Origin of the sequence: Halomonas sp. EF61 (assembly GCF_040147045.1) — a bacterium.
Lineage (GTDB): Bacteria > Pseudomonadota > Gammaproteobacteria > Pseudomonadales > Halomonadaceae > Halomonas > Halomonas litopenaei.
In genome coordinates this window covers 518,439-543,825 of sequence record NZ_JAMSHM010000001.1, presented here as the reverse complement: position 1 = coordinate 543,825, position 25,387 = coordinate 518,439, and the positions used below count along the sequence as shown (strand labels likewise).

Here is a 25,387-nt window from a genome sequence, read left to right as displayed (position 1 = left end):
GCTAGGCAGCTTCCGGTGCATCGCGTAAGGTCGTGATTCTGCTTCCCGGTCGATGTCGAACCCCATGAAACAAGAGCGCTTGACTCCATTTCAGATCCTGATTCTGATCCTCTCCTTTTACGTGCTTGGTGCCATGGCGGTGCAGGAGCTGAATGACCTGCCGCCGGAGGTCGATGACCTGATTTTCAAGCTGGACCTGGTGGTCTGCGGCTTCTTCTTTGCCGACTTCTGCATCCGTTTCCACCGTGCGGAAAGCAAGTGGCGCTTTATGCGCTGGGGCTGGATCGATCTGCTGGCGAGCATCCCGGTGAGCTTCTTCATGGCTGGCCGTCTGGTGCGCGTGGTGCAGATCATCCGCATGCTGCGCGCGATCAAGTCGGTACACCTGATCTGGAACCTGCTGTTTCGCAACAAGGCCAAGGGCATCTTCGCCTCGGTGGCCTCGGCCACGGTACTGCTGTTGATCTTCGGCTCGGTGGTGATCCTGGTGGTGGAAGGCCCCAACCCGGAAAGCGCCATCGATACCGCCGAAGAGGCTTTGTGGTGGGCCTTCGTCACCGTCACCACGGTGGGGTACGGCGATTACTATCCGGTGACGTCGCTGGGACGGGTCGTGGCGGCGCTGTTGATGGTGGCCGGTGTGGGTCTGTTCGGTAGCTTCGCGGCCTACGTCGGTTCACTTTTCATCGATGATCAGGAGGACGAGTCCGAACGGCTGCATCGGATCAATCGAGACATGCTGCGAGAGTTGCACCGCGAGGTGCGAGAACTCAAGGCCGAGGTGGTGGCCCTGAGGGGGGCACTCGATGGGAGCAGCGACGCCCCGTCAAGCGGGCAGGTTGCCCGCGAAGACCGGGCAGGCGGGTCTGATCAGGTGCCCGAGCCCGGTCCCGAACGGCTGCCGGGAGGCGATCCGCGCGAGTGACGCGCACTCGTCGCTGCATCGCCCGCCGGGTGCTTCACTTGACCTCATACTGGCCTTCCCACACGCGGGCATCGTCCTGACCGGGGGCTCGGGTGGTCACCCCCGGCGTGATGTCGTCAGCATGATCGGCGCGGTAGGCCTCCATGCGCTTCTTCATGCGGTGACGCACCAGCGGCATCAGCGCCAGTCCCACCAGGCTCAGCACCAGGGCCATCATGGTGGCCAGCACCAGGGTGACGGCGCCGACCAGGGTGGCGAGAGCCAGCTTGAAGCCACCCATCCGGCGGGCGGGGCGTGCCTGGCGAGCGCGTTGCTGCCAACGGGACGCCGCCCTCCAGGCGGCGTTGTGCTGGTAGTCGTCGGTGCTGAAGGAATGATCAGTCGTCATGCTGGACTCCGGTCACGTCAAAGGTTTGGCGATCGAGACGGACCTCGAGCTCCTGGTGCTGGGCGTCGTAGCCTTCGATCTCGATATCACCTGTACGGTCGACATCCAGCGAGCTGAACAGTTCCAGGCCGGCCGACTGGGCGGCGTCCAGTGCCGTGCCGACATCGTCGCCGCTGAGGCTCCAGGTCGGGATCTCGCTCTGGCGCCGGTGTTCGCCCAGCAGGCTGCCGTCGCTGAGGTCCATGTCGACGTCGAGGCGCCAGCCGTCGTCGCGCCAGCCTTCCGCCTCGAAACGATCGCCGTCGTCGATACCCAGCTCATCGTAGTGGGTGAAGCCGTACTCCCCGGTGCTGGCCAGCAGGCGGTCGATCTCCTCCCGGTTGACCGCTTCATCGTCGGCCATGGCGGTGGTGGCGAGGGTGCCGCTCAAGGTCAGGGCGGCCAGGCTCAGGGTGACAGTCTTGTTCATGCTGGGGACTCCATTCGCTGTTGAGGTAAGCTCACCGTGTGCTTGGTGATCTCGGCGAGTGGGACCATCCTGGCAGGGGGGACCTGTCGCCAGCCTGACGGGATCGTTCATCTTTCATTCATCTGCAGTGGGTCAGACTTCGCCTCATGACCTCCAAGACACTTTTCTTGCTATGCACGTCCGTGATGGCCGCGAGCCTGGCCCAGGCCCCGCGCCCGAGCGACGACGTCAGCCTCGCGGCACTGGCGAGCGAGTCGCTGGGAATCGGTTTCGCCAGCGCGGATGACGACTGGCGTGACTTGCACCAGGAGGTGCGTGAAGGCCGGCTGGTGGCGTTGCCGACGCTGCTGGACTGGCTCGATGAGCGCTACGACGGGCAGGTGCTCGAAGTGGAGCTCGAACGTGACGACGGCAGAATCCTCTACGAGATCGAACTGGTCGGCGCCCAGGGACAGGTCGTGGAGTTCGAGTTCGACGCAGGCAGTGGTGAGCTGTTGAGCATCGAAGGGGTCGGCATCGATGCCATGCAGCGCCCCGCGCCGCGCGATGCCGACTAGCCCGCGGGGATCACCGCAATACAGGGATGACGCCGGAGGAGGCGTGGCATGAAGATTCTGCTGGTCGAGGATGACCAGGCGCTGAGCGAAGCGCTCGCGGCCTCCCTTGAGGAAGGCGGGCTGCTGGTGGAAGTCGCGGCGACCGGAGGCGAGGCGGATTTTCTGCTGCGCACCGAGCGCTACGACGCAGTCGTGCTCGACCTGGGACTGCCGGATGGCGATGGCACGCGCTGGCTGGCCCAGTGGCGCGACGACGACATCGACCTGCCGGTACTGGTGCTGACCGCGCGAGAGCGCTGGTCCGACAAGGCTGCGGGCTTTTCTGCCGGGGCCGACGACTACGTCACCAAACCCTTCGAGACCGCCGAAGTCATGTTTCGGCTGCGGGCCCTGGTGCGCCGCAGCCACGGCCACGCCCACCCTGTGCTCAGCGCCGGGGTGCTCAGCTTCGACACCCACACGGGGGCCGTGACGCTGGCCGGCAGGCCGGTGGCACTGACGGCCCAGGAGTCACGGTTGTTGTCCTACCTGATGCACGCCCGCGAGCGGGTGGTCAGTCGCGCCGAGCTGGCCGAGCACGTCTACGACCGTGACCATGAACCCGATTCCAACGTCATCGACGTCCAGATCAGTCGCCTGCGGCGCAAGCTGGGCAGCGAGCGGATCGAGACACGGCGCGGCGAGGGCTATCGCCTGGTGACCCCGGCGGGAGAGGATGCGCCGTGACGCCGCCGCGCGGTTCGCTGACCCGGCGGCTGCTGCTGGCGTCGCTGGTGCTGGTGCTGGTGATCCTGCCGCTGGTCGGCGGTGGGCTGTCCTACAGCTTTCGCGAATCCGCCTCGGCCTCGTTCGACGAACGCCTGTCGTCGATGCACCGGGTGCTGCTGGCGGCCCTGGATCGAGACCCCCAGAGCGGTGCCCTGGTGGTCAACGACAGTCTCGGCGATGCGCGCTTCGATCAGGTGTTCTCCGGTTGGTACTGGCAGATCAGCGACGGCGAGCGCCTTTCCCGGGGCTCGCGTTCGCTGTGGGATCAGCGCCTGCCGATCACCGCCTCCCCGGACACCGTCTGGCGTACCATCGAAGGGCCTCGTGGGCAGCGGCTGAGGCTGGTCGAGCGTTCCCTCAGGCTGTCGGGACATCCCCACCCCGTTCACGTCAGCCTGGCGGTCAGCCGTCAGGAGCTCGATGCCGAAGTGGCACGCTTCGAATGGCTGCTATGGCTGTCGCTGCTTGGGCTCGGCGTGCTGTTGCTGACCGGTCTGGCGCTGCAGATCCGCTGGGGGCTGGCGCCCTTGAGGTCGCTTCACGCGGATCTGGCGGCGGTCAAGGGCGGCCAGCGGGAGCGCCTCGATACCCGGCTGCCGACCGAGCTCGCGGAACTGGCGGTGACCATGAACGAGGTGCTCGACCATGACCGGCGGCTGATCGAGCGCGGTCGCGCCACCGCCGGCAATCTGGCCCACGCGCTCAAGACGCCGGTCAGCGTATTGATGACCCAGGCGGAACGCCTTCCCGAGACCGAGCGAGCCAGGATGCGCCAGGAGCTAGGACGTATCGATGCTGCCGTGCGCCACCACCTGGCCCGTGCCAGCGCCGTCGGCAGCGCCGCCCTGGCCGCCAGGGTACGTCTGGCCAGGGTGCTGGCGCCGGTGCTGGACGGCCTGTCTCGGCTGGCAACGCGTCGCGGTATCCGTCTCGAGACCCGCGTGGCGGATGGGCTGGCGCTGCGCATCGATCCCAACGATCTGCAGGAGCTGACCGGCAACCTGCTGGAGAACGCCATCGACTGGGCGCGCACCCGGGTCGAGCTCGATCTCTGGCTCGAGGGGGACAGCGTGCGCCTGCGGCTGGAAGATGACGGTCCGGGCATGAGCGCGCAAGAGCGTGAGGCGGTACTCAAGCGCGGCGTGCGTCTGGATGAGCGCCGCCCCGGCAGTGGGCTGGGGCTTTCCATCGTCGAGGAACTGGTGTCACTGTACGGCGGCACGATGACCCTGGATCCCGCGGCGCTCGGTGGACTGAGGGTAAGCGTCACGCTGCCCGGCGGCTTGCTGGAAAAGGCGCCGGCCGAGTAAGCCTGCGTTGTGCCGGTGTCCCTGGCTTGCGATGATGCAGGCTGTACGATCAGCCAGAGAGACGATGCGTGGACAAGTTCGAGGTCAAGCTGGACCAGGCCGCACGAGCCGCCTGGCTTTCCTATGTGGGTGGACAGACGCAGGATGAGATCGCCGCACAGCTTGGGGTCTCCCGGCCGGGCGTGCAGCGACTGCTGGCGCTGGCCAGGCAGGAAGGCCTGATCAAGGTCCATATCGACCACCCCGTGGCCCACTGCACCGCACTGTCCCAGGCCATCCGTGAACGCTTCGAACTGGACTACTGCGACGTGGTGCCTGCGTCCGCCACCGCCGAGGACAGTACCCCCTACCTGGCGGTGGCCGGCGCCGAGCGTCTGTCACGCATCATCGAGCGCAGCGAGCCGCAGACCCTGTCGCTGGGCTCCGGCCGCTCGATTCGTGCGACCGTGGAGGCCCTGAGTCGGATCGACCGTCCACGTCATCGCTTCGTCTCGCTGGTCGGTAACGTGGCCAGGGACGGCTCGTCCAACCGCTACGACGGGGTCATGGTGGCGGCGGACAAGACCGGCGGCGAGCGCTACCTGCTGCCGACGCCGGTGGTCGCCAGCTCGGTCGAGGAGAAGCGGGCGCTGGCGGCACAGCCGCTGTTTCGCGCCATCGGCGAGGTGGCCGAACAGGCCAGCGCGGCCTTCGTCGGGGTAGGGCGGATCGATCGCCAGGCGACGCTGTTTCAGGATCATTTCATCAGCGAGTCGGAACTCGACGAACTGCTGGCGCTGGACGCTGTGGGAGAGCTGGTGGGCTGGCCGATGGATGCCGATGGCCGGTTGATCGACTGCTCCACCAGTCAGCGAGTGACCAGCCTGCCGCTGACCACGCTGAAGCGTCAGGCGATGGTGGCGGTGGCCGGCGGCCGCGACAAGGGGCCGGCCATCCTGGCCGCGCTGCGCGGCGGCTGGCTGACCAGTCTGATCACCGACGATCAGGCGGCGCGCTATATCGTCGAGCGCCTTTCCTCGCACATCTAGGCAGCACGGCTGCTGTATCGTCGAGCGCCTTTGCCTGGCCCCCTTCCTGGCGCCCTCGCGCCCCGCCGGGGCGCGAGGGAGTTGTCTGATGCGCTGCTTCGTCACTTCGTGTGGATCTGGCCTGCTTGCCTTCATGCCTTCACGCCTGCTGGTGCTGCAACTGCTGCTCCTTGCGCGTGGTGATCGCCTTGAGCTTGAGCGATGCCAGCATCCCGACGATGCCCATGCAGGCGATGTAGCCGAAGTACAGCTGGTAGGCGGTGACCGCCTCGAAGCGTGCCGACAGGAAGCCGTATATCTGCGGCAGGAAGATGTCCGGGGTGTAGGCGAGCAGCGAGATTACGCCGATGGCCAGTCCCGCCACCTCCATGGAAATATCGCAGTCGTCGAGTATCGCCCAGTACAGTCCGCGCAACGCATAGGTGAGCACACCGATCATCAGCACCACCGCCAGCAAGGCCACCGTGCCCACCGAGGTCGGCATCAGGATCAAGGTGGCCAGAAAGGCGGTGGCGCCTAAAAACAGCAGTGCCAGCACATTGGTCTTGCCGAAGCGGTCACCGAGAAAGCCGGCGGTGATGCCGCCGATAGGGCGCATCCACAGCTTGGCCACGGTGATGGCGCCGGCGGCGACGGCGGTGACGCCATATCCCTCCTGGACATAGGCCGAGAAGGAATAGGTCGCCCAGAACAGCTGGTAGCCGCACAGGATGATAAGCGCAACCAGCCACAGCGCCGGAATCGACGCCAGATGCTTGAGGTCGGCGAGTACATTGCCGTTGGTCTTGAACTTCTTGGCGCGTATCTCGGAGCCGTCATGGCGAGTGAAGAAGATGAAGGTCAAGGCGGCGATCACCAGACAGGTGAACGAATACATGTAGACCACCACCTTGAGCGCCTCGGTGGTGTTGTCCTGCTGGTCGTTGAGGTAGTACGCGAACAGGCTGATCGCAATGGTCGCCAGGATCGCCTCGATCAGTCCGCGCCCGCCATCGAGGATACCGAAGAAGCGGCCCTGCTCGTCTTTCTTGGCCAGCATCTTCACCCCCTTCAGCATCGCCGACCAGAAGGTCAGTCCCGAGGTCAGTCCCCAGCCGAGAAAGACCATCGTCAGCATGACGCCGGAAGGGATGGTCGCGAACAGTAATCCGAGCAGCCCGGTGCCGGCCATGGAGACCGTCACCAGCAGGCGGGGCGAGAACTTGTCGGCGAGCCAGCCGCTGGGCAGGTAGCACAGGAAGAACACGACACCCAGCATGGAATAGAAGTTACCGAGTTCACTCGAGGTGATGTTGAAGACCTCGAGGATCGGTGTTTCGAAGTTCTGGCGCAGGTAGAGCAGGGGATAGATGGACCCTGCCGCCAGCAGCATCAGACTGAACTGAAAGTAGCGCTTGCGATTGGACTTGTTGGCGATGGCCGGAGGCAGAGCAGCGTGGTCTGTCATTGTTGTGGCTCCCTCGATCCAGGATCGATTGGCTTGGCATGCGTGGTGGCGTGGGGCCTGCAGGCATGCTCGGCGAGGCCCTGGCCGGCGCTTCACGCAAGGGCCCCGGGGCACCGGACGAGAAGGCGGGGAAATAAATGACAGGTCGCGCGGTGGATCTGCAGAAGTGCCGCAAAGGACGCATCGAACTGCCGGATCAGCGATCGATCGAAGCCTAGGAGGCGGGTCTGAGAGCGTCAATTTTATTCCATATAGGGAATAAGGTTTCTATATATGGAAAATAAGGAGGAGCTTGGGGTAGTTGATTGATTTTAAAGAAAGTACTGACTGCTACAACGGCTTTTCGATGTAAGGGGCCAGGCTGAAGCCAGGAACGGGAAAATACGATGGGAGGATGAAAAGCCTTTAAACAACAAGGTAATGAAGAGGCTGAATATCTAATATTTGCTGTTTTGTGCGAGCTCGGTGAAGGCCAGACGTTTGGCTGATTTACGTCGATGAGTGGTTGCCGGGGTAGGGGCTGAAAGGCGTCCGTGTACCGCTAAAGTCTAAAGCTATCGGCTTTGCGTTTTGTGTGGCTGTGTCCGATCATTTGATCATCAAGAGATTTGATTGATCATTTTCTGGGAGAGGTATCCGCAGCGTTGGCTTGCTCGGATGCACGCAAGGCCCGACCACCACGACGAGTCCGAGGATTCGCGTCGGCGGTACAACAATATCCCCGCCAAGCGGGTAACGATCAGGAGTGCGCCATGAAGCCGTCTTACACCCTCCGTCCTCTTTGCGCGGCGCTGTCCAGGCCGCTGGTGCCGGCAAGCGCGCTGGTGCTGTCGCTGGGCGCGTCAGCCGCCCAGGCCGAGACCATCACCGTGGCCACCGTCAACAACAACGACATGGTGATCATGCAGAGCCTGACCGAAGCGTTCGAGAAGGCGCATCCGGACATCACCCTCGACTGGGTGGTACTGGAAGAGAACGTGCTGCGTCAGCGCATGACCACGGATATCGCCACCCAGGGTGGCCAGTTCGACGTCATGACCATCGGCAGTTACGAGGCCCCGATCTGGGCCGAGCGAGGCTGGCTCGAGCCGCTGGATGATCTGCCCGAGAGCTATCAGGTCGATGACCTGCTGGGACCCGTGCGCGATGGCCTGAGCCACGAAGGCAGCCTCTACGCGCTGCCGTTCTACGCCGAAAGCTCGATGCTCTACTACCGCAAGGATCTGTTCGCCGAGGCCGGTATCGAGATGCCCGAGCAGCCCACCTGGAGCCAGGTGCGTGACTGGGCAGAAGCCCTGCACGACGACGACGGCGAAGTGGCCGGCATCTGTCTGCGTGGCAAGCCGGGCTGGGGCGAGAACATGGCCTTCGTCTCCACCCTGACCAACACCTTCGGTGGCCGCTGGTTCGACATGGACTGGAACGCCCAGATCGACAGTCCGGCCTGGCAGGAGGCGGTCGCCTTCTACGTCGACCTGCTCGACAACTACGGGCCGGCCGGTGCCAGCTCCAATGGCTTCAACGAAAACCTGGCGCTGTTCTCGCGCGGCAACTGTGCCATGTGGGTAGACGCCACCTCGGCGGCGGGCAAGCTGTTCGATGCCGATGAGTCCCAGGTCGCCGACCAACTGGGCTTCGCCCCGGCGCCGGTGGCCGAGACCCCCAAGGGCTCTCACTGGCTGTGGGCCTGGGCGCTGGCCATCCCCGCTTCTTCGGATGCCAAGGATGCGGCTCGTCAGTTCGTGACCTGGGCCACCTCGCCGGAGTACGTGGCCCTGGTCGGCGAGCGTGAAGGCTGGACCAGCGTGCCCCCCGGCACCCGCCAGTCCACCTACGACAACGCCGAGTACATCGAGGCCGCGCCCTTCGCCAGCTTCGTGGTCGACGCCATCAGCAAGGCCGACCCGCTCGACTCGAGCCTCGAGCCGAACCCCTACGTGGGCGTCCAGTTCGTCGGCATCCCCGAGTTCCAGGCCATCGGCACCCAGGTCGGCCAGATGGTGGCCTCGGCCCTGACCGGCGAGACCAGCGTCGAGCAGGCGTTGTCCGCCGCCCAGCGGGCCACCGAGCGCACCATGAAGCGCGCCGGCTACACCGACTGAAGCTCGTTCGCGGGCCGGCCTCCACGGTCGGCCCCTGGCTCCGATCGCCTGCGGACTTACCCCGCAGGCCTGACCAAGCGTGATCCCCCATGAACAAGAACCGTACTTCCGGGCGCACCGTCGGAGGGCTTCGCACCCTCTCGCTGCAGGCGCCGGCCGTTACTCTGCTGCTGCTGTGGATGATCGTGCCGCTGGCGATGACCGTCTGGTTCTCGTTTCAGCGCTACAACCTGTTGATGCCGAGCATGACCGGCTTTGCCGGTTTCGAGAACTACGAATACCTGCTGACCGACCCGGCGCTGTGGTCGGCGATGGGCACCACCCTGCTGCTGGTGGGCTGGGTACTGGCCATCACCGTGGTCGGTGGCACCCTGCTGGCGGTGCTGTTCCAGCAGGACTTCATGGGGCGTGGCGTCGCCCGAGTGCTGGCGATCTCGCCGTTCTTCGTGATGCCCACGGTCAGTGCCCTGGTGTGGAAGAACATGATGATGCACCCGGCCAACGGCGTGTTCGCCTGGCTCGCCGAGAGCCTGGGGCTGCCGGCGGTGGACTGGTTCTCGAGCCTGCCGCTGACCTCGATCATCATCATCGTGTCCTGGCAGTGGCTGCCCTTTGCACTGCTGATCCTGCTGACCGCGATGCAGTCGCTGGACGACGACCAGGTCGAGGCGGCGCGCATGGATGGCGCAGGCCCGGTGGCGATCTTCTTCTACATCACCCTGCCGCACCTGAAGCGTGCCATCAGTGTGGTGGTGATGATCGAGATGATCTTCCTGCTGACGATCTTCGCCGAAATCTTCGTCACCACCTCGGGCGGACCGGGGCTGGCCACCACCAACCTGGCCTACCTGATCTACATCCGCGCGCTGCTCGACTTCGACGTGGGCACCGCCTCCGCCGGCGGCGTCATCGCCATCATCCTGGCCAACATCGTCGCCATCTTCCTGGTGCGCATGGTGGCCAAGAACCTCGAGCAGTAGCGCCTTGCGGCCGCTGACGACCCATCGACCAACAACAAGCTGACGAGGTGCACCACATGACCACCACCACTACCACCGGCGACAGCGTCAAGGCGCCGGTCGCCGACGCCGGGCGAGGTGCCTCGGCCCTGCGCGCCCAGCGCAGGCGCAAGTTCGGCATCACCCTGCTGGGCTGGGGCGTGGCCCTGATCATCTTCTTTCCGATCTTCTGGATGATCGTCACCGGCTTCAAGACCGAAGCCGAGGCCATCGCCGATCCGAGCCTGATCTTCACCCCGACGCTGGAAAGCTATGTCGAGGTACAGGAGCGGGCCGACTATCTCAAGTTCGCCTGGAACAGTGTTGTCGTTTCCTTTGGTTCGACCCTGCTGGCGCTGTTGATCGCGGTGCCCTCGGCCTATGCCATGGCCTTTTTGCCGACCAAGCGCACCAAGGGCACCCTGCTGTGGATGCTGTCCACCAAGATGCTGCCCTCGGTGGGCGTGCTGGTACCGATCTATCTGCTGTTCCGCGACTTCGGCCTGCTCGATACCCGAATCGGCCTGACCATCGTCTACACCTTGATGAACCTGCCGATCGTGGTGTGGATGCTTTACACCTTCTTCAAGGACCTGCCCAGGGAGATTCTGGAAGCGGGCCGCATGGACGGTGCCAGTACCTTCCAGGAGGTGTGGTACCTGCTGCTGCCGCTGACCCTGCCGGGGATCGCTTCCACCGGATTGCTGTCGGTGATCCTGAGCTGGAACGAGGCTTTCTGGAGCCTGAACCTGACCACCTCTCAGGCGGCGCCGTTGACCGCTTACATCGCTTCCTTCTCCAGCCCCGAGGGACTGTTCTGGGCCAAGCTGTCGGCGGCCTCGACCATGGCCATCGCGCCGATCCTGATTTTTGGTTGGTTGACTCAGAAACAAATGGTCCGTGGTCTGACCTTTGGCGCGGTGAAGTGAGAGGATCGACGGGAAAGAAACCTTGGATGGTGCTCTTCACAAATCCAGAAACAGATGGTCCGTGGCCTGACCTTTGGCGCGGTGAAGTGAGCGATCTTCGGCGCGATGAAAAAACCGATCTTCGGCGCGGTGAACGACGCACCGGCAGACAGATATTCCAGGCGGCGCCGAGGCGCCCCTGACAGAACTTCGAGGACAACAAGATGGCAACACTGACACTCAACCAGGTGGTCAAGAGCTTCGGCGACACCCACGTCATCAAGGGCGTCGATCTGGAGGTCAAGGACCAGGAATTCGTGGTCTTCGTCGGCCCGTCCGGCTGCGGCAAGTCGACCCTTTTGCGGATGATCGCGGGACTCGAAAGCACCAGTGACGGCGATATCGTCATCGACGGCCAGCGGGTCAACGACCTGGGGCCGGCGGAGCGGGGGCTGGCCATGGTGTTCCAGAGCTATGCGCTGTACCCCCACATGACGGTGGAGGACAACATGGGCTTCAGCCTCAAGCTGGCGGGGGTGTCCCAGCAGGAACGCCGCCAGAAAGTGCTGGACGCGGCGAAGATCCTGCAGCTGGAGCCCCTGCTCGAGCGCAAGCCCAAGGCGCTTTCCGGCGGTCAGCGCCAGCGCGTGGCGATCGGCCGCGCCATCGTGCGCAACCCCAGCATCTTCCTGTTCGACGAGCCATTGTCCAACCTGGACGCGGCGCTTCGGGTCCAGATGCGCATCGAACTGGCGCGTCTGCACGAAGAGCTCAAGGCGACCATGATCTATGTGACCCACGACCAGATCGAAGCCATGACCATGGCCGACAAGATCGTGGTGCTCCAGGGCGGCGTGGTGGAACAGGTCGGCTCGCCGATGGAGCTGTATCACCATCCGCGCAATCGTTTCGTGGCGGGGTTCATCGGCTCGCCCAAGATGAACTTCCTGAAGGTCGAGGCCGTTGCCGGTGACGCCCAGGGGGTCGAGGTGCGTGTGCCGGGCGGCGATACCGTCAAGGTGCCGGTGGAAGGCGACGAGGTGGCCCAGGGCCAGGCGCTGGAGCTCGGCATCCGTCCCGAGCATCTGATGCTCGACGACCAGGGACCGCTGAAAGCCAGCGTCAGCGTGATCGAGCGGCTGGGCGGACAGACCTCGCTGTACGTGGAAATGGACGGCGACTTGCTGACGCTGATGGTGGATGGCGACGTGACCCACCGGGTGGGAGACGAGATCCGCTTCGGCTTCGAGCCGGGCCGGGCACATCTGTTCGGTGAGCAGGGTCTGGCGCTGGCAAGTCTGGAGCGTCACCCGCTGGCGTCGCTGACCCGCCAGGACAATCGTGCCGCCAGTACCGCGGAAGCCTGAGGAGCGACCATGACGACCCTGATCTTCGACTGCGATGGCGTGCTGGTGGACAGTGAGGTGATCGCCGAGGCGACCCTGGCCGAGCGGCTGGCCGAGTGGCTACCCGACCTCGACGTCGAGGCGGCCCTGAATGAAGCCCTGGGCCGCACCACCGCGGCGATTCTCGAACTTCTCGACGGCCAGAGCGCCCACGCGCTGCCCAAGGACGCGCTGGCCCTGCTCGACGACGAGATCGAAGCCCGCCTCGCTCGCGAACTCACCGCCATCGATGGCGTGGCGCAGGCGCTGGCGGCGATTCCCGGTGCCAAGGCGGTGGTCTCCAACAGTCGTCGTCAGCGGGTCGTCGCCTCGTTGTCGCGCACTGGTCTGGATCAGGTGCTGGGCACGGCGCCGATCTTCTGTGCCGAGCAGGTCGACAAGCCCAAGCCCGATCCCGGCGTCTACCTGCTGGCCGCCGAGACCCTGGGGGTCAGCCCTGGTGCCTGCCTGGTGGTCGAGGACTCCATCGCCGGTGCCAGCGCCGCGCTGGCCGCCGGCATGACGGTCATCGGCTTCGTCGGGGCAAGCCATCTGCCCGCCGATCACGCCGAACGGCTGAGCCAACTCGGTGTGTGGCAGGTGATGACCCATATGGCGCAATTGCCCGCCCTGGTGTCCAACTGGCAGCAGCGTCAGCAGGCCAGCGTATGAAAAACGGCTCTGTTGGCCCGGTGGCGGGCAAGCTCCAGGACAAGACCGCCGTGATCACCGGTGGTGCACGCGGGATCGGGCTCGCCATCGCCCGGCGTTACGCCGAGGAAGGCGCGCGCGTGGTGATCGCCGATCTCGACAGCGAGGCCATCGACGAGGCGCTGGAAGGCTTCGACCGCGAGCGTGCGATGGGTACTGCGCTGGATGTCCGCGACAACGCCGCCATCACTGCTATGGTTCGAAAGGTAGAGAAACGTTTTGGCGCTATCGACGTGCTGGTCAATAATGCGGCGGTCTTTGGCATGGCGCCGGTGCTCGAGGTGGATGAGGCCGACTTCGAGCGGCAGTTCGCGGTCAACGTCAAGGGGTTGTTCTTCACCCTGCAGGCGGTGGCCAGGGCCATGGTCGAGGCGAAACGTGGCGGTGTCGTCATCAATATGGCCTCCCAGGCCGGGCGGCGTGGCGAGCCTCTGGTCAGCACCTACTGCGCCACCAAGGCAGCGGTGATCAGTCTGACCCAGTCCTGCGCGCTGGACCTGATTCGCCACGGTATCCGTGTCAACGCTATCGCCCCGGGGGTGGTCGATACCCCCATGTGGGACGAGGTCGACGCCCTGTTCGCCCGCTACGAGGGACGCCCCCTCGGCGAGAAGAAGCGACTGGTCGGCGAGGCGGTACCCTGTGGCCGCATGGGGCGACCGGACGATTACGCCGGCGCTGCGGTGTTTCTGGCCAGCGCCGACAGCGACTATGTCATCGCCCAGACCCTGAACGTCGATGGCGGCAATTGGATGAGTTGAGCCACGGGCACGAGCGAGGTGACAGATGACCCCCACCATGGAAGCGATCGCTGACGAACTGCTGACGCGCAGCGAGGGCAGGGCGCGCTATATCGTTGCTCTGGCCGGCCCGCCGGGGGCCGGCAAGTCCTTTCGCTCCGCCTGGCTGGCGCGTCAGCTCAACGAGCGGCAACCCGGCGTCGCTGAGGTGGTACCCATGGATGGCTATCACTTCGACAACGGCGTGCTGGAATCGCAGGGGCTGCTGCCCATCAAGGGCGCGCCGGAAACCTTCGATGTGGATGGCCTGCGCCATGACCTGGCGCGGCTGAAACGAGCCGACCGGGACGTGGCCGTACCGGTATTCGACCGACCGCTGGACCTGGCGCGTGCGGGCGCCCGGGTGATCACGCCCGGTCATCGGGTGCTGATCGTCGAGGGCAACTACCTGCTGCTGGATCACGGGCCCTGGCCGGCGCTGGCGGACTACTTCGACTTCAGCCTGTTTCTCGAGGTCGCCGATACGGTGCTCGAGCAGCGATTGATCGAGCGCTGGCTCGGCATGGGCCAGGACCAGGCCGGGGCCATCGCCAAGACCCGGGACAAGGACATGCTCAACGCGCGCCTGATCAAGACCCGCTCGATCACCGCCGATCTCCATTGGCACTAGCCATTCCCATTTTTGGAAAGCGGCTCTGCTTTCTCATTGTTCATCTGGCGGAGAGCCTTCATGACACGACTTTGCAACGCGGAACTGGCTGGCCTCGCTCCGCATATCTCGGTGCCCAGCTACGATCGTCGGGCGCTGACACCGGGCATCGCCCATTTCGGCGTCGGCGGTTTTCATCGGGCCCATCAGGCCATGTACCTGGATCGTCTGATGGAAGCCGGGCAGGCCCATGACTGGGGTATCGTCGGCATCGGCGTGATGCCAGGCGACAAGCGCATGCAGGAGGCGCTGGCCAGCCAGGACCACCTCTATACCCTGGTGGTCAAGCATCCCGATGGCGCGCTGGAACCCCGCGTCATCGGTTCGATCATCGATTACCGCTTCGCGCCGGACGACCCCGAGACGGTGATAGAGACCCTGTCGGACCCGACCATCCGGATCGTCTCGTTGACGGTGACCGAGGGCGGCTACAACGTCCACCCGGTCACCGGCGAGTTCGATCTCGATGCCGCCGAGGTGGTGTATGACCTGTGCAACCCCGAGCGTCCGCGTACCAGTTTTGGCCTGATCGTGGCGGCGATCGAGCGTCGGCGCGAGCGCGGCGTCCCGCCCTTCACGGTGATGTCCTGCGACAACATCCCGGGCAACGGCGAGGTGGCGAGGCGGATGTTCACGGCCTTTGCCTACGCTCGTGATCGCGCGCTCGGGCAGTACGTCGAGGCGGAAGTGCCTTTCCCCAGTTCAATGGTAGATCGCATCACGCCGATGACCACGCCGGGCGACATCGAGGAGCTTTCCGAGCGCTTCGGACTGGAAGACGCCTGGCCGGTGATCTGCGAACCCTTCACCCAATGGGTGCTGGAGGATCATTTTGCCAGTGACCGACCGGCGTTTGATGAGGTCGGCGTGCAGCTGGTCGAGGACGTCGAGCCCTACGAGCTGATGAAGCTCAGGTTGCTCAACGCAGGCCACCAGGCGCTTTGCTATGTCGGCTATCTGGCCGGCTATCGTTACGCCCATGAGGTCTGTCAGGATCCGCTGTTCATCGACTTCCTGCTTGGCTACATGGCCGAGGAGGGCAGCCCGACACTGCCTCCGGTCCCTGGCGTCGATCTCGATCAGTACCGGCACACCCTGATCGAGCGTTTCGCCAACCCCGAGGTTCGGGACACGCTATCGCGACTCTGTGCTGAAAGCTCGGACCGAATTCCGAAGTGGCTGTTGCCGGTCATTCGTCACCAGCTCGAACACGGCGGCGAACTCAAGCGTTCTGCCGCGGTGGTGGCAAGCTGGGCGCGCTACGCCGAAGGCGTGGACGAGCAGGGCCAGCCCATCGTGATCGTCGATCGCTGGAAGGATCGGCTGACCGAGCTCGCCGGTTCCCAGCGCGAGCACCCCACCGCCTTTATCGAGAACCGTGAGCTGTTCGGGGATCTCGCCGACTCGCCGCGCTTCGTGGTGGCCTACGTCGAGGCGCTGAAGCTGTTGCAGGACAAGGGCGCCAGGGCGACCCTGGAGGCGCTGGCGTCCTGACCCACCGCTGAGCGCGTCGGCTTCGACGCACCGTGTCGATGCGCCAACGAGGAATCTTTTCATGTATCTCGGTGTGGATTGCGGCACCCAGAGCACCAAGGTGGTGGTGGTGGATCTGGCGCGTGGCGCCACTATTGGCGAGGCCAGTCGACCCCACCGCATGATCGAGGGCGCCAGGGGGCGGCGCGAGCAGGACCCGGCACAGTGGATCGAGGCCTTTATCGGCGCCTTCCACGCGGCGATCGCGTCGGCCGGTGTCAGCGCCGGTGATATCCGCGGCATCGGTGTCTCCGGCCAGCAGCATGGCATGGTGGCGCTGGATGCCAGGGACCAGGTGCTGTACCCGGCCAAGCTGTGGTGCGATACCGAGACCCATGCCCACAACCAGGCCCTGATTGGCGCTCTGGGCGGGGAAGAGGGCTGCCTGGCGCGGCTCGGCCTGGTGCCTCAGACCGGCTACACCGCCTCCAAGGTGGCCTGGCTGCGCGAGCACCATCGCGACATCTATGATCGCGTGGATGGCGTGCTGTTACCCCACGACTACCTCAATCTGTGGTTGACCGGCGAGCGTGTCAGCGAGGCGGGAGACGCCTCGGGTACCGGTTATTTCGATAGTCGCTCACGGCGCTGGAGTCCTGAGGTGTGGCAGTGGATCGCCCCTGAGCTGGACCCGGCCCGGGTGCTGCCAAGACTGATCGATTCCCGCGACACGGCAGGGCAGGTCCGGCCGGTGCTGGCCCGGGAGCTGGGGCTTTCCCCTGGCGTCGCGGTCGCCAGCGGCGGCGGAGACAATATGCTCGGCGCCATCGGCACCGGCAACATCGTGCCGGGCAAGGTAACCATGAGCCTTGGCACCTCGGGCACCGTCTGCGCCCACTCCGATCACCCGGTGCTGGCCGATTCCGCCATGGTCGCCAACTTCTGCGCCAGCCACGCGGGCTGGCTGCCGCTGGTCTGCACCATGAACACCACTTCGGCCACCAATCGCGTGCGTGAGCTGTTCGGTCTCGACCTGGCGGGGTTCAACCAGGCCCTGGCCCAGGCGCCTGTCGGCGCCGATGGCGTGACGGTCTTGCCGTTCTTCAACGGCGAACGGGTACCGAGCCTGCCCGAGGCCAGCGCCTCCTTTCTCGGCCTGACCAGTCGCAATACCAGCCCCGCCCATCTGTGTCGCGCGGTGGTGGAGGGCGCCACCTTCTGTCTGCGCTACGGCCTTGACCTGATGGGGCCGCTGGCCGACCAGGCACGCCAGATTCGGCTGATCGGCGGCGGCGCCCACAGCGCCGCCTGGCGCCAGATGGTGGCGGACATCACCGCCACCGAGGTGGTGTGCCCCCGGGTGACCGACGCCGCCGCGCTTGGCGGCGCCATCCAGGCGGCCTGGTGTGCCAGGGAGGGCGAGCTGGACGAGCTGTGTCAGACGCTGGTGCAGCTGGATGAAGGCTCCCGGGCCGAGCCCGACGCAGGCCGAGTCAAGCGCTATGGTGAGGTCTACCTGGGCTGGCTGGTCGCCCTCGACCGTTTGCATGGATGACAGCTGAGGCTCCGCCCGCTAGCGTTGGAACATGTCGGGCCAGCCCGCTCGTCTCAATGCCGTGCAGCGAGGACGCCATGCCTATTCCACCGCCATCGTCACCTTTACCGTCTGATTCGCCCACCTCACCGCCCGGCGCTTCATCCTCTGCTCCGTCCGTGGGCGAGGGCGCCACCAGCCCTGCCCAGCGCGAGATCCTGGCGCTGGGAGCGCTTGCGCTGTCCCGGGCGATCCATGCACGAGAGCTTAGTTGCCGCGAGGTGATGAACGCCTACCTGGCACAGATCGACGCGGCCAACCCGGTGGTCAACGCCATCGTCTCTCGCCGTGACCACGAGGTGCTGATGGAAGAGGCCGGGGAGTGCGACCGCGAACTGGCGGCGGGGCGCTCTCGCGGCTGGCTCCACGGCATTCCCCAGGCGATCAAGGACCTTTCGGCCACGCGTGACCTGCCGACCTCGATGGGCTCGCCCTTGTTCAAGGGTCAGGTGCCACAGCAGGACGGCATCATGGTCAGGCGGATGCGTGAGGCCGGTGCCATCTTTGTCGGCAAGACCAACACGCCGGAGTTTGGCCTCGGTTCCCAGACCTACAACCGCGTCTTCGGCGCGACCCGCAACGCCTTCGATCCCGCCCTGTGCGCCGGTGGCTCCAGCGGCGGGGCCGCTGCCGCCCTGGCCATGCGCATGCTGCCGGTGGCCGATGGCAGCGACATGATGGGGTCTTTGCGAAACCCCGCCGCCTACCACAACCTGTTCGGGATGAGGCCTTCCTTCGGTCGCGTTCCCCATGGTCCAGGCCCTGATATCTTCGGCCATCAGCTGGCCACCGAAGGGCCCATGGCGCGCAGCGTCGGCGACCTTGCCAGGCTGCTGGCGACCCAGGCCGGGGCCCACCCCCGCGCTCCCCTGTCACTCGCCGATGATCCCGAGCGTCTCGCCGATCCGTTCGATGACGCTGACGCGGCGTCGGGCCTGCGTATCGGCTGGCTCGGCGACTGGCAGGGCTACCTGGCGATGGAAGAGGGTGTGCTGGACGTCTGCCAGGGGGCGCTGTCGGTGTTCGAGCGCCTCGGTGCCCGGGTCGAGCCGGTGGTGCCGGAGATGTCACCCGAGCGGCTGTGGCAAAGCTGGCTGGTGCTGCGCCAGTGGGCGGTGGCGGGCAGTCTGTCAGAGGTCTGGGCCGACGATAGCCGTCGTTGCCAGCTCAAGCCCGAGGCCTGCTGGGAGGTCGAGCAGGGCATGGGCCGAACGGCGCTGGATGTGCACCGCGCCAACGTCGAGCGCAGTGCCTGGTACGCCTGTCTGCTCGGACTGTTCGAGCGCTTCGATGCGCTGGCTCTGCCCAGCGCCCAGGTATTTGCCTTCGACGTCGACACACCCTGGCCCGGGCAGATCGCCGGGCGAACGATGGACACCTACCATCGCTGGATGGAGGTGGTGATCGCCGGCTCCCTGTCGGGGTGCCCGGTGATCAATCTGCCCGCAGGCTTCAACCCGCGCGGCCAGGCCATGGGCGTCCAGCTCATCGCTCCCCATCGCCGTGATCGCGACCTGCTGCGCTGGGCTCATGCCTTCGAACAGGCCGCTCCCGACTGGCTCGAGCGCGAGCCCGAATGGCGTACGCCCGGGGCTCACCCGCCGCGTTGAGCACCCGTCGCGCCACGTTGTCTGGCGGGGCTCAGCCCTGCCAGGCCTCAGCGACCAGGCGGTAGCTCTCGAGGCGATCCTCCAGGGCATAGGTGTCGGTGTTGATCATCAGCTCATCGGCCTGGGTGCGTTCGAGCAGGCGCTCCAGCCCGTCGCGTACCGTCGCCGGGCTGCCGATCACCGCGGCGCCAAGAAACCCTTCCACCTGGGCGCGCTCCATGGGGGTCCAGTCCAGCGTCGCCACCGGTGGCCGGGCGCGTCCGCGCTGGCCGCGAATCAGGCCCAGAAACTTCTGTCTTGCGGTGCTGGCGAGGTAGTCGGCGCGCTCGTCCGTGGCGGCGGCCAGCACCGGCAGACCGACCATGGCGTAGGGCGCCGCGAGCACCTCGGAGGGGCGGAAGTCGCGGCGATAGATGGCCAGCGCTTCGTCGAGCTGGGCCGGGGCGAACTGGGCGGCGAAGGCAAAGGGCAGCCCCTTGTGGGCGGCCAGCTGGGCGCTGTACAGGCTCGAGCCCAACAGCCAGATCGGTACTCGGGTGCCCTGGCCGGGCACCGCCCGGACCCGCTGCTCCGGTCGGGCCTCCCCAAGAAAGCCTTCCAGTTCGGCCAGACGCTGGGGGAAGTCCTCGACGCCAGCGTGTGGATCGCGGCGCATCGCCGCCATGGTGGCCGCGTCCGAGCCCGGAGCCCGGCCCAGTCCCAGGTCAATGCGGCCCGGATAGAGCGTCTCCAGGGTGCCGAACTGTTCGGCGATCACCAGCGGTGGATGGTTCGGCAGCATGATGCCGCCGCTGCCCACGCGGATGCGTGAGGTCTTCTCCGCCAGGTGTCCGATCAGTACCGAGGTCGCCGCGCTGGCGATCCCCTCCAGCCCATGATGTTCGGCCAGCCAGTAGCGGGTGAAGCCAAGCGATTCGCTCAGGCGGGCGAGGGCAACGCTGTCGTGGAAGCTGTCGGCGACGGTGCCTCCATCCCGGATCGGCGCCAGGTCCAGGACCGAAAGGGGCGTAGTGTCGAGACGGGCCATGGGGCTCTCCTTCTTTTGGGCCGAGTTTCTGGCCGGGTTCTTGGTCAGGTTTCTGGCCGGGTTTCTGGCCGTGCCTGTAGCCGTGCTTTTGGCCGGGAAAATTCGTACCTGAGGCGACGAATTTGGCGGATGTTTTGCTGCGCCGACTGGCGGGTGGTGGATTCCGCTGTCTTGGTGGCGAACTTCACTATGATGTCACCGAGGTGCCTCATCGGTGCTTCGACTCTCCAGTGGCAGTCCAGTGTCAGCTTAGTGCCAAGCCGGATCGGTGGGCTGCCCGGGGATGATAGATAACAACCTAACTGTTATCAAAGTACGGGTCTGCAAAGGCTGCTCGGCGAATGCCCGGGCAGAAGCGTTCGATAAGGAGCGTCCGAGCGTGGTCTTCGCCGGAGCGGCGCTGCACAGGCCTTCCAACAAGCAGTCGAACAAAAGGAAGGCGATATGCAACGCAATGAAGGACAGCGGGTCTTTTACGTCTCCGCGATCATCATCCTGATTCTGGTGGCCCTGGGGGCCATGTTCCCTGAAGGTTTCGGCGAAGTCGCCAGTCGCGCCCTGGGAGGCGTATCCCACTATTTTGGCTGGTTCTATCTGCTGTCGGTCACCGGCATCGTGGTATTCCTGCTCGGCCTTGCCATGAGCAAGTACGGCAAGGTGCGCCTGGGGCCGCAGGACGGCAAGCCAGAATACGGCTTCTTTTCCTGGGTCAGCATGCTGCTGGCCGCCGGCTTCGGGGTTGGCCTGGTGTTCTACGGCATGGCCGAGCCCATGACCCACTATATTGCACCACCCTACGCAGACATGACGCCGGAAAGCGCGGAGTCGGCCCGCTACGCGATTCAGTACAGCTTCTTCAACTGGGGGATTCATCAGTGGGCGGCCTTCGCCCTGGTGGGCTTGATCATCGCCTACTACCAGTTTCGCAAGGAGCAGGCGGGCCTGGTGTCGGTGGTGCTGCGTCCGCTGACCGCCAAGCGACCTGGGCTGCGCAAGTTCAACGGCGCCCTGGACGTCTTTGCCGTGGTGGCTACGGTGATGGGGGTGGCGACCTCGCTGGGGCTTGGCGTGCTGCAGACCAACGGCGGCCTGCACGCGGTGTTCGGCATTCCGGAGAACGGCCTGTGGCAGTTCATCATCCTGTTCTGCATGTTCCTGGCCTACATGGCGTCCACCTGGTCGGGCCTGGACAAGGGGATCAAGCGACTGTCCAACCTCAACATGATCATGTGTATCGCCATGATGGTCTACGTGTTGGCCACCGGCCCCACCATCAAGCTGCTGGAGACCATCACCCTGGGACTGGGCGACTACCTGCAGAACTTCTTCGTGATGAGCCTGCGCATGTCGCCCTACAACGATAATCCCTGGGCCCAGAACTGGACCATCTTCTACTGGGCCTGGGTCATCGCCTGGTCGCCCTTTGTCGGTACCTTCGTGGCGCGCATCTCCAAGGGCCGCACCATCAAGGAGTACGTGTTCGGCGTGCTGTTCGTGCCGCCACTGCTGGCCTGCCTGTGGCTGGGCGTGTTCGGTGGCACCGCCATCCATATGGAACTGGCCAACGAGGGCCTCGGCCTGGCCCAGGCGACCCAGGACAACATCACCGTTGCGCTGTTCGAGATGTTCGATCTGATGCCCTTCTCGGGACTCTTGTCGGTGATGGCGATGATGCTGATCTTCATCTTCCTGGTGACCTCGGCAGACTCGGCGTCCTATATCGTTGCCCAGATGACCGACAACGGCTCGATCAATCCTCCCCTCTACAAGCGGGTGCTGTGGGGTGTGCTGATCGCCGCCATCTGCCTGACGCTGATCGCCGCTGGCGGCCTCAAGGGACTGCAGTCGGCATCGGTGCTGTCGGCGCTGCCGTTCACCTTCATCCTCTACATGATGGTGATCGTGCTGGTGAGAGAGCTGCGCAAGGATCGCAAGCTGATGCTCGACGGTCTCTATCAGCATTACCGCGAGATGCCGGTCGGTGCAGACGCCTTCGAGGCGCGTGACCAGGCCAAGACCGAAGGCATGGAGCCCCCCGAGGAAGCGCTGAAAATGGATGACAGTGAGGAGGGTGGCTCCAGCGAGGCGATGGCCACACCGAAACCGCAGTAACCACTAGTGGCGGCCGGGCCTCGATCACCCGTCTGTGATAGACCCGGCTGGACTGGCCCCTGCTGGACGGGCGGCCGGTAAAAAGCAGGCTGGTAAAGGACAGACGGAGCCAGACCTGACCGCAGGAAACCAGAAGGCCCGCCCCATGGCGGGCCTTCTGCTATGTCGTTAACTGACGGCGCTATTGGAGGCACTATTTCCGACACTATTGCCGGTACTATTTCCGGCACTATTGCCGGTACCCCAGGGTGCCGGCAATTTTTTGTGCCGAATCGAATATTCGCCTACCGTGATGGAGAGTCCGACTTTTGTTAGGGTGCTACGCCCCTCACATCATGACCGCCGTCTGGCAAGGAGTGTCCATGAACGGTCGAGCGCTGCAGGAGCGCCTGCCGCTGTCTGGCAAGGATCGCGTCTTTCGTCTATCTGCCCTTATCATCATCGCCCTGGTCGCCGTGGGCGCCAGTTTCCCCGACGCCTTCGGTGACGCCGCCAACACCGCGCTTAGCCAGGTGACCCACTACTTTGGCTGGTTCTACCTGATGGCGGTGTTCGCCTTCGTCATCTTTCTGGTGGCGCTGGCGATGAGCAAGTACGGCAAGGTGCGCCTGGGGCCCCAGGATAGCACCCCCACCTACGGCACCTTTTCCTGGATCAGCATGTTACTGGCGGCCGGCTTCGGCGTCGGTCTGGTGTTCTACGGCATGGCCGAGCCCATGACCCACTTCGCCGAGCCTCCCTATGGCGCGGTCCCCGCCGAAAGCGTGGAAGCGGCGCGCTACGCCATCCAGATGAGCTACTTCAACTGGGGGGTGCACCAGTGGGCGGCATTCTCGCTGGTCGGGCTGATCATCGCCTACTTCCAGTTCCGCAAGGACCAGGCCGGGCTGGTCTCCTCGGTGCTGTCGTCGATGACCGCCAAGCGCCCGGCGCTGCGCCCCTACACCGACTGGCTCGACATCTTCGCCGTGGTCGCCACGGTGATGGGGGTGGCGACCTCGCTGGGGCTCGGGGTACTGCAGGTCAATGGTGGCCTCAATGCGGTCTTCGGGCTGCCGGAAAGCGGCCTTTGGCAGGCGGGTATCCTCGGGGTGATGTTCGTGGCGTACATGGCCTCGACCTGGTCGGGGCTCGACAAGGGCATCAAGCGATTGTCCAACCTCAATATGGCGCTGTGCATCGCGATGATGCTGTACGTGCTGTTCACCGGCCCCACGGTCAAGATCCTCGAGACCATCACCCTGGGCATCGGCGACTACCTGCAGAACTTCATCGGCATGAGCCTCAAGATGTCGCCCTACAACGATGACCCCTGGGCTTCCAGCTGGACCATCTTCTACTGGGCGTGGGTGATCGCCTGGTCGCCCTTTGTCGGCACCTTCGTGGCTCGGGTCTCGCGGGGACGGACCATCCGCGAGTACGTACTCGGCGTGCTGGTGGTGCCGCCGCTGCTGGCGTGTCTATGGATCGGGGTGTTCGGCGGGGCGGCCCTGCATATGGAGCTGGGCGGTGATGCCGGCCTGGCTGCCGCCACCCAGGACAATATCACCGTGGCACTGTTCGAGATGTTCGACCTGATGCCGTTTTCCACGGTGCTGTCGGTGCTCGCCATGATCCTGATCTTTATCTTTCTGGTCACCTCGGCAGACTCCGCCTCCTTTATCGTCGCCCAGATGACCGACCATGGCTCCATCGCGCCGCCGCTGTACAAGCGGATCTGCTGGGGGCTGTTGATTGCCGCCATCTGTCTGACGCTGATCGTTGCAGGTGGGCTCAAGGGACTGCAGTCCGCCGCTGTGCTGGCGGCCCTGCCGTTCTCGTTCATCCTGTTCGGGATGATGTTCGTGCTGGTCAAGGAGCTGCAGGCGGATCGCCGCAACATGCTGTCACAGCTGTACCGTCAGCATGGCGAGACCCCGGTGGGCGCGGATCCGTTCGAGGCCGGCAATCTGGCCGAGGAGGAGCGTCTGCGGCGTGCCCCCAACGTGGTCAACCGGCGCATCAACCACTGACGTGACGTCGACCGGCACCGGCGATCTGTGACCCCGGGCGAGCACCGTCAAACGAAACTTGGCGCAAAATGCAGTATCCACGATGCATTGGTAGTCAGGAAGAGTGCCAGGACGTAAGCTCAGGGTATCGTCGGAAGGATCTCGGCCATGTCTTCACCCCCTGCCCGCGGCGCGACCCGCCGCGGGCCTCCGCCTCGTCGCAGGCGGCTGACATTCAACTGGGTCACCTTCGATCGCTGGCTGGACCGTATCGTCATCCTGGCGGTGGTAACCGCCGTGACGGTCGGTATCGTCGCTCTGGCGCTATCCTTGTTGGTGGACCCCTGATCGTACTCGACGCCCCGGTCGTGGGATGAACCGTGGCCAAGGGTCGGGCGCAGGAAGGGTTGGGCACAGAAAGGGTCGGGCACAGGAAGGAACTATATGGGGCAGTGGCTGTTGATCATGCTGCTGGTGTTGGGCGTTGCCCTGGACAAGGGGATGATCGCAATTCCGGATCGCTGGTTGCCCTGGACTCCGATATTGATCGAGACGCCGCCTGGTCCTTTCCTCGGCTGGAAGCTGGCGCGGCTGGCGGATGACCCCGAGGCCTGCCGTGCGGTGCTGGCGGCGGACCCGCCCCAGCGATATACCCCACTGGATGACGTCACCCGGGGCCAGTGCGAGCTTTCCAATCTGGTGCGGTACGCCGGTGGCCAGTCGCGCATGCAGCCGAGCGTGATGACACGCTGCCCGCTGGCGGTGGCCTGGGCGGTGTTCGAGCGTCATGAGCTCAACACCGCTGCGCGCGCCCACCTTGGCGTGGACGTGGCCCAGATCGAACACTTTGGCAGCTTCGCCTGCCGCAATATCTATGGTCGGGCCGAGGGACGTCGCAGCCAGCATGCCAGTGCCGAGGCCCTGGATGTGGCCGCCTTCGAACTCGAGGACGGTCGTCGCGTCAGCTTGTCGGGCCACTGGGGCAAGGGAGCCGAAGGACGTTTCCTGAAGGAAGTGGGGCAGCGCGCCTGCAAGGTCTTCGGCACCGTGCTGGGGCCGGACTACAATGCTGCCCACGCCGATCACTTTCATCTCGGCGTGGGCGGTCGGGTCTGCCGCTGAGGGCGGCATCCTG

General features: G+C 65.0%; 23 protein-coding genes. 19 read left to right on the top strand and 4 right to left on the bottom strand.

The genetic code is table 11. The features are described from left to right. Window positions 1–79 precede the first annotated feature (79 nt). Window positions 80–925 (top strand): ion transporter, encoded by an 846-nt coding sequence (locus NFI08_RS02280; protein WP_349586888.1) that lies wholly within the window; start codon window positions 80–82, stop codon window positions 923–925. Window positions 926–959: 34 nt separating this feature from the next. On the opposite strand, the gene NFI08_RS02275 is transcribed toward NFI08_RS02280, so the two are convergent. Continuing rightward, window positions 960–1,313, bottom strand: coding sequence for a hypothetical protein (locus NFI08_RS02275; RefSeq protein ID WP_349586886.1), 354 nt, complete (start codon window positions 1,311–1,313; stop codon window positions 960–962). Beyond that, on the bottom strand, window positions 1,303–1,782 hold the full coding sequence (locus NFI08_RS02270; RefSeq protein ID WP_349586883.1) for a PepSY domain-containing protein: 480 nt from the start codon (window positions 1,780–1,782) through the stop codon (window positions 1,303–1,305). The genes NFI08_RS02275 and NFI08_RS02270 overlap by 11 nt, the downstream gene beginning before the upstream one ends. A 167-nt stretch (window positions 1,783–1,949) precedes the next feature. Here NFI08_RS02270 and NFI08_RS02265 point away from each other — a divergent pair, with 167 nt between their 5' ends. From NFI08_RS02265 to NFI08_RS02250, 4 genes are all read left to right on the top strand, one after another. After that, window positions 1,950–2,339: a PepSY domain-containing protein gene (locus NFI08_RS02265; protein WP_349586880.1), complete on the top strand. Its 390-nt coding sequence runs from the start codon at window positions 1,950–1,952 to the stop codon at window positions 2,337–2,339. A 48-nt stretch (window positions 2,340–2,387) separates the two neighbouring features. Further along, window positions 2,388–3,065, top strand: coding sequence for a winged helix-turn-helix domain-containing protein (locus tag NFI08_RS02260; protein ID WP_349586877.1), 678 nt, complete (start codon window positions 2,388–2,390; stop codon window positions 3,063–3,065). Next, a complete protein-coding gene (locus tag NFI08_RS02255) occupies window positions 3,062–4,417 on the top strand; it encodes an ATP-binding protein (RefSeq protein ID WP_349586874.1) in 1,356 nt (451 codons plus the stop codon). Before NFI08_RS02260 ends, NFI08_RS02255 begins: the two co-directional genes overlap by 4 nt. A gap of 68 nt (window positions 4,418–4,485) precedes the next feature. Next, a complete protein-coding gene (locus NFI08_RS02250; RefSeq protein ID WP_349586871.1) occupies window positions 4,486–5,445 on the top strand; it encodes a sugar-binding transcriptional regulator in 960 nt (319 codons plus the stop codon). Window positions 5,446–5,584: 139 nt separating this feature from the next. On the opposite strand, the gene NFI08_RS02245 is transcribed toward NFI08_RS02250, so the two are convergent. After that, on the bottom strand, window positions 5,585–6,892 hold the full coding sequence (locus NFI08_RS02245; RefSeq protein WP_108450159.1) for an MFS transporter: 1,308 nt from the start codon (window positions 6,890–6,892) through the stop codon (window positions 5,585–5,587). A gap of 752 nt (window positions 6,893–7,644) precedes the next feature. Here NFI08_RS02245 and NFI08_RS02240 point away from each other — a divergent pair. From NFI08_RS02240 to NFI08_RS02195, 10 genes are all read left to right on the top strand, one after another. After that, a complete protein-coding gene (locus tag NFI08_RS02240; RefSeq protein WP_108450158.1) occupies window positions 7,645–8,994 on the top strand; it encodes an ABC transporter substrate-binding protein in 1,350 nt (449 codons plus the stop codon). A gap of 89 nt (window positions 8,995–9,083) precedes the next feature. Continuing rightward, on the top strand, window positions 9,084–9,974 hold the full coding sequence (locus NFI08_RS02235; protein WP_045991261.1) for a carbohydrate ABC transporter permease: 891 nt from the start codon (window positions 9,084–9,086) through the stop codon (window positions 9,972–9,974). 56 nt (window positions 9,975–10,030) lie between these two features. Next, window positions 10,031–10,921, top strand: coding sequence for a carbohydrate ABC transporter permease (locus NFI08_RS02230; RefSeq protein ID WP_045991260.1), 891 nt, complete (start codon window positions 10,031–10,033; stop codon window positions 10,919–10,921). Window positions 10,922–11,124: 203 nt separating this feature from the next. Then, entirely contained in the window at window positions 11,125–12,267 is a 1,143-nt protein-coding gene (locus NFI08_RS02225; protein ID WP_045991259.1) for an ABC transporter ATP-binding protein, read from the top strand. 9 nt (window positions 12,268–12,276) lie between these two features. Beyond that, a complete protein-coding gene (locus NFI08_RS02220; protein WP_349586864.1) occupies window positions 12,277–12,957 on the top strand; it encodes an HAD family hydrolase in 681 nt (226 codons plus the stop codon). Next, the gene (locus NFI08_RS02215; protein WP_349586861.1) at window positions 12,954–13,757 is read left to right on the top strand and encodes an L-iditol 2-dehydrogenase; all 804 of its coding nucleotides are present in this window, start codon (window positions 12,954–12,956) and stop codon (window positions 13,755–13,757) included. The genes NFI08_RS02220 and NFI08_RS02215 overlap by 4 nt, the downstream gene beginning before the upstream one ends. A gap of 25 nt (window positions 13,758–13,782) precedes the next feature. Then, on the top strand, window positions 13,783–14,406 hold the full coding sequence (locus tag NFI08_RS02210) for a nucleoside triphosphate hydrolase (RefSeq protein WP_108132238.1): 624 nt from the start codon (window positions 13,783–13,785) through the stop codon (window positions 14,404–14,406). A gap of 60 nt (window positions 14,407–14,466) precedes the next feature. Beyond that, window positions 14,467–15,939 carry a mannitol dehydrogenase family protein gene (locus NFI08_RS02205; protein ID WP_349586858.1) on the top strand — a complete coding sequence of 491 codons (1,473 nt, stop codon included), beginning with the start codon at window positions 14,467–14,469 and terminating at the stop codon, window positions 15,937–15,939. Between the two features lie 61 nt (window positions 15,940–16,000). Further along, a complete protein-coding gene (gene xylB, locus NFI08_RS02200) occupies window positions 16,001–17,473 on the top strand; it encodes a xylulokinase (RefSeq protein ID WP_108450154.1) in 1,473 nt (490 codons plus the stop codon). A gap of 77 nt (window positions 17,474–17,550) precedes the next feature. After that, on the top strand, window positions 17,551–19,122 hold the full coding sequence (locus tag NFI08_RS02195; RefSeq protein WP_349586854.1) for an amidase: 1,572 nt from the start codon (window positions 17,551–17,553) through the stop codon (window positions 19,120–19,122). Window positions 19,123–19,153: 31 nt separating this feature from the next. Here NFI08_RS02195 and NFI08_RS02190 read toward each other — a convergent pair whose 3' ends face one another. Then, on the bottom strand, window positions 19,154–20,149 hold the full coding sequence (locus NFI08_RS02190) for an LLM class flavin-dependent oxidoreductase (RefSeq protein WP_349586851.1): 996 nt from the start codon (window positions 20,147–20,149) through the stop codon (window positions 19,154–19,156). A gap of 444 nt (window positions 20,150–20,593) precedes the next feature. Between NFI08_RS02190 and NFI08_RS02185 the strand changes: the two genes are divergently transcribed. The 4 genes from NFI08_RS02185 (at window position 20,594) to NFI08_RS02170 (ending at window position 25,374) form a co-directional block, all read left to right on the top strand. After that, a complete protein-coding gene (locus NFI08_RS02185) occupies window positions 20,594–22,261 on the top strand; it encodes a BCCT family transporter (protein ID WP_222569970.1) in 1,668 nt (555 codons plus the stop codon). A 362-nt stretch (window positions 22,262–22,623) separates the two neighbouring features. Beyond that, window positions 22,624–24,273 (top strand): BCCT family transporter, encoded by a 1,650-nt coding sequence (locus tag NFI08_RS02180; protein WP_045991251.1) that lies wholly within the window; start codon window positions 22,624–22,626, stop codon window positions 24,271–24,273. A gap of 147 nt (window positions 24,274–24,420) precedes the next feature. Continuing rightward, window positions 24,421–24,600, top strand: a complete 180-nt coding sequence (locus NFI08_RS02175) for a hypothetical protein (protein ID WP_349586846.1) — start codon at window positions 24,421–24,423, stop codon at window positions 24,598–24,600. A gap of 96 nt (window positions 24,601–24,696) precedes the next feature. Then, the gene (locus tag NFI08_RS02170; protein ID WP_349586843.1) at window positions 24,697–25,374 is read left to right on the top strand and encodes an extensin-like domain-containing protein; all 678 of its coding nucleotides are present in this window, start codon (window positions 24,697–24,699) and stop codon (window positions 25,372–25,374) included. The last annotated feature ends 13 nt before the right edge of the window (window positions 25,375–25,387 follow it).